Origin of the sequence: Pseudoalteromonas sp. APC 3691, from assembly GCF_030408135.1 — a bacterium.
GTDB lineage: Bacteria > Pseudomonadota > Gammaproteobacteria > Enterobacterales > Alteromonadaceae > Pseudoalteromonas.
Map to the genome: position 1 here is coordinate 1 of NZ_JASDCB010000117.1, position 5,152 is coordinate 5,152.

Annotated in this window: 4 protein-coding genes and 1 pseudogene; 1 reads left to right on the plus strand and 4 read right to left on the minus strand. The window is 39.2% G+C overall.

The annotated features are described in order from the left end of the window. Positions 1-145: 145 nt before the first annotated feature. Complete coding sequence (locus QL998_RS20195) at positions 146-523, minus strand: hypothetical protein (RefSeq protein ID WP_182198016.1); 378 nt, start codon at positions 521-523, stop codon at positions 146-148. 99 nt (positions 524-622) lie between these two features. Next, on the minus strand, positions 623-955 hold the full coding sequence (locus QL998_RS20200; RefSeq protein WP_024603750.1) for a helix-turn-helix domain-containing protein: 333 nt from the start codon (positions 953-955) through the stop codon (positions 623-625). Positions 956-1,323: 368 nt separating this feature from the next. Here QL998_RS20200 and QL998_RS20205 point away from each other — a divergent pair. Then, positions 1,324-2,200, plus strand: a pseudogene (locus tag QL998_RS20205) (homocysteine S-methyltransferase family protein). A gap of 93 nt (positions 2,201-2,293) precedes the next feature. Here the strand turns inward: QL998_RS20205 and QL998_RS20210 are convergent. Both QL998_RS20210 and QL998_RS20215 read right to left on the minus strand, forming a co-directional pair. Beyond that, positions 2,294-3,595 carry a DEAD/DEAH box helicase gene (locus QL998_RS20210; protein ID WP_290193369.1) on the minus strand — a complete coding sequence of 434 codons (1,302 nt, stop codon included), beginning with the start codon at positions 3,593-3,595 and terminating at the stop codon, positions 2,294-2,296. Positions 3,596-3,740: 145 nt separating this feature from the next. After that, positions 3,741-4,931, minus strand: a complete 1,191-nt coding sequence (locus QL998_RS20215) for an alpha/beta hydrolase-fold protein (protein ID WP_182198008.1) — start codon at positions 4,929-4,931, stop codon at positions 3,741-3,743. Positions 4,932-5,152 lie beyond the last annotated feature (221 nt).

The window sequence follows — 5,152 nt, forward strand, 5'->3', positions numbered from 1 at the left end:
GCGTTACCAAAAATTAATTGAGCCCATTCTTCAGAAGTGTTTGTGTGCATACGATAAATCTATGAGTGATGATGATCGATTAGATCACAGACTTAACGATATTCAAAGACTTGTGTATAAGAGACAGCGTTATAGGTACGTAACCCTAGGCTCTTTGCTTTAGTAATGGATTTTTCAATGTTTTCACAGGTAATTCTGCAAAGTATTCTTGAGATTTGGAAAACTTCTTTTGCTGTACAACCAACAACAGCCTGATCCCCCCAACTGCTAGGTTATAACCTATTGATGGGTTTCTTGATTGGTATTTCTCTATCCAAAAAATTTCACGTTCATTTAATTCTTTTAATGTGTCGCATCGCTCAATAACTTTGCACTTAAAACAGTCTCTACCATATTTTTTAATGGCGGCTTTCAAGGCTGTTCCTGAACCTAAGTAGTTAGGATCAAACTCACGTCGCCTATACTGCCCAATATAGATCTTTCTAGTCTCTAAGTTTAATGTTTTGTATATATAGCCGAACATTTTAACCTTGTGTAAAGTTTTATATCATAATTACAGCATGTGGATCTTTATGTGCTAAGAAATTTTACCAGCACTTCTGCTTGTAAAAGGACATTGCTTTTATTGTTCATTATTGACTACTACTATAAATTCTTGATGGATGACACTAGGGCGAAGCATGGTTTTTGTACTTTGCATTTCAACTAAATTATATTTGCCCAAGGTTTTTAGTGTTCTTGAAACATTACTAACTGCCCGCCCAGTAAGCGATGCCAGCTCAGTTACCGATTGTGGCTGTTGCTCAGTAATCACTTTTAACAATTGCTTGTTCTCTTTAGACAGCACACTAGCGACCGATTTAAGTGAGTCGAACCAAATATCAACGGAGTAATCGGGATCGGGCACTTGACCTTTAATGCCAATCACGCAACGAGACTGCTTAACGTTTTTCATTTACTTACTCGCACGGCTTGCTCAAATTATTTACTCACTAAGCTTAAGCGAGTGCATAAAACGGCGCTTAGCCAATCAGAAAACTGTATGCTTATACATGTATTACGCATATTATCAATTACTGATAATAGCGCAAGGGTACTTTCTTTTTTATAAGCTTAAGATATTGATATATATGATTTATTTTTTATTCTTTCAGCTATGGCACTATATATTTTTATGCATATAACCTGAGTAATAAATATGCCTTTATATTTTCATTAAAAGCAATGAGCTTTTTTCATATAAATAGTGATGAAGTTTCATTATGATTTTATAAAAAACATGGTTGAATAGCGCCATATTGTACAGATACACAAAAGCTTGTTATGAATAAACTCACTATTTTAGATGGATGGGACGCGAACTTAAGCGCATGGGCGCACCGTTTACACAGCCACTATGGAGTGTGCACAAGCCCTAATAGAAGCTCCGCATTTTGTAACGCAGGCTCACCAAGGTTTTATAGATGCAGGCGCTGAAATAATTACCGTTAATAGTTATGCCTGTGTGCCCTTTCATTTAGGTGAAGCGCTATACCAAGCTCAAGGCGCAGCTCTTGCAAAGCAAGCTGCCGTTTTATCAAAAAAAGTTGCTCAAAACGCTAAACAAAATGTATTAGTAGCAGGTTCATTACCACCAGCATTTGGCTCTTACCGCCCTGAACTATTTGAAAGCGAGCGCGCATTTACTATTTTAGATACGTTATATAAAGCGCAAGACGAGTATGTAGATTTATGGATTGGCGAAACCATATCGAGCATTGAAGAAGCGCACGTTATGGCAAACGTACTTAAAGGCTCAAACAAACCATTTTATTACGCATTTACCTTAAATGATGAAGTAAGCGAGCAAGCTAAACTTCGCTCTGGTGAACTGGTGAGTGACGCAGTAGCGGCTTTGCTTGAACAAAATGTTGCTGGTATTTTCTTTAATTGCTCAATTCCTGAGGTTATAGAGCAAGCCTTTAGCGATACCAACGCGGTATTAGCCAAGCAAAATAAAAGCGTTATTTTAGGCGCATTTGCTAACGGCTTTACACCTATTGCCAGTGACTATAAAGCCAATGAAGGCTCACAAGATTACCGCGACTTACCTCCCACTGAGTATGTAGACTTTGCTAAACAATGGCATAGCCTAGGCGCAACAATTATAGGTGGTTGCTGTGGTATTGGTCCTGAATTCATAGCAGCGCTGGTAAAGTGAAAAAGCGATATTGAAGCGCTTTGATTTTAATGACTGCACTTAAGGATTAATAAACAATAAAGCCGACAAATGTCGGCTTTATTATCTTAACTTTTACTTACTCTTACGCCAACCAGCCCAAACATCGTCTTCAAGATCTGCTTTTTTGTTCTTTTTCTTGCCCGTGCCTTCGGGTTTTGCCATTGGCTTTTCGTTTTTAAGCGCCTGTGCGGCATCAACATTCGCTTGGTTCACTGCAAAGCCTGCCACTTGCTCGCGCTCAAGACGTAGTTTGTTTTTCTTCTCAATTATTTTAAAGTGATGTAAATCTTCATAATCAACTAATGAAAGCGCTAAACCCACTTCACCTGCACGGCCGCTGCGGCCAATACGGTGCATATAATCAGCAGGGCTGCGTGGTAGATTAAAGTTAATAACCACTGGCAGCTTTTCAATATCTAAACCACGTGCTGCAATATCAGTTGCTATTAGCACTTCAATTTCGCCTGCTTTAAACTTTTCTATTACGCGGGTACGTTCACTTTGGCCTTTATCGCCATGAAAAACTTGTGCATTAACACCGCGCTTTTCAAGCTTTTGCGCTAAGTGTTCACAATCTTTTTTAGCATTAACAAAAATCAGTGCTTGGCGCCATTTATGGGTTTTAATTAAATGCGCTAAAACAGTGGTTTTCTCGCCTTTATTAACGCTAAATACACGCTGTACTAAAGTGCTTTCGTCTTTGCTTTGAACTTGTATTTCAACAGGGTCGTTTAATAAATCTTGTGTTAATAGCTTAACTTGCTCTGGGAAAGTTGCTGAAAATAACATAGTTTGTTTTTTAGCAGGCATTAACGCTAATAACTCAGCAAGCTCTTCGGTAAAGCCAAGGCTTAGCATACGGTCGGCTTCATCAAGCACAAGTGTATTTAGTTTATCGAGCTTAATAGCATTGCTTGAGATTAAATCGAGTAAGCGCCCTGGTGTTGCCACTATAATATCAGCGCCACCACGAAGTGCCTGCATTTGTGTATTAACCGATACACCACCAAACACAGCAATCGTTTTAATTGCGCCATTAAAGTTAGCAGAATACGATTTAACGCTATCGGCTACTTGCGTAGCAAGCTCACGAGTAGGTACTAAAATAAGCCCCGTTACAAAGTTACCTTTGCTGGCTGCACTTTTACTACCTTGTTCAAGGAACATTTTTTGTAGCATTGGCAGCGCAAACGTTGCTGTTTTACCTGAGCCTGTATTTGCCCCAGCAATTAAGTCACTGCCTGCAAGCACACTAGGTATAGCCTTAGCTTGAATTGGCGTAGGTTGGGTATATTCCAAATCGGTTAAACGAGCTAATAGCTCTGGAATAAGGCCAAGTTCGTTAAAAGTGCTAGGGCTTGTGGCTGAGGTCATAAAGGTGTGGCTCATTGCTAAAAAAGTAGCCTGTAATTTTAGCGTATTTAGCGCATATTAAGTAGAGATTAGTGATTTAAATATCAGCGGCGTGTTGTAAAGGTAACTGTAAGCGCAGGCTACCCCCGCGCATTGTCCTTTTATATTACTGGGTTTTATTTAACTGTGTTTGTAATCTACTTTTAGTCTCTTTTAAGGTATCTAAATAGGGGTATGTGGTATCTACGACATTTAAAGCAGCCTCTATTTTAATAAGTGCCTGTTGTATATTACCTTGTAATTCATAGCCATAACCTAACCCCCATAGTGCATCAACAGATTGTGAGTGATGCTTAACATTATGCTTAAATACTGCCACAGCCCGCTCATATTGCTGCATATTTACTAGGTTGTAACCAAGTTGCCTAACAGCCGCCTCTGGAGGTGTTATTTGCTCCCCCCATTGCTGAGATAACTTTTTATAATAAACATCAATAGATTCTATATCATCGCTTAAAGCACTCATGGGCATTTGTTTGGGTAAAAATAAATGATGGTAAGCATTAAAGGCCCCAGCGGCAGATGTTAAGTTATGCGATACATTTTCAAATGCGTCACTGAAAAAGCGTAAATTTGGCAAGCTATTAGATTGTAAAGCTTGCTGCAGCTCATTATATCGCTCACGCATTAAGCCAGCTTCTTCGCCAATATTTATATAAACATAGTTATTCAGGTCTTTTGATTTATTGATAAACGAATTAGTCGCTTTTACCGGTGCGCCATAGTTCCACCAAACGGCAGGGCTGTAAGCAATATGCGCTTGGAAAAGTTCAGGGTTAGCTTGCATAGTATAAAGTGCAAACACGCCTGCTGCTGAGCCTCCAGCAATTACATTAAAGTTATGCGTACGATAGCTTTTATTAATCAAGGGCATAAGCTCTTGCTCAATAAATGCTAAAAACTTTGCTGCGCCTCCGCCTTCACCTACCGGGCCTTGTGGCTCTTTATTAACTGTGGGGTATAAATCTCTTAAGCGATTAGTGTTTTCAATAGCGACAATAATAACCTCAGGCGCACGATTATTATTTTGTAAGCGCTCAATAACAGTACTGGCAAGCGGTATATTACCCGCGCCATCTAAGCGATATATAACAGGATATACCTTGTTTGGCTCAGATTGATAGCTCTTAGGTAACTGAACGACAACTGTGCGTTCTTCGTTTAAAACAGCCGATTTAAATGTATGTGTGTGTTGCGGATAGCCAATGGTTTGCTGTTTTAAATCAGGCTCTGCAAGTGTGCTACTAGAAAACAATAAAAATAAACTATATATAAAAACAGCGGTTAATAAACGCATGACTAATCCTTTAGAAAGTAGTGTGTTATTTAATCTAACAGGCTTTGAGGTACATCGAGTAGGGTGAGGCTTATGCCTCATCCCTCTCACAGAACCGTACGTACGGACCTCGTATACGGCTCCTGTACCCTTCACATTTTATCAACTTATTTCCTAAACGCTGATAAAGCAAGCCATCCCGTATTCACTTTTTCTATTGGATATAAACCAAGCTCCTCAAA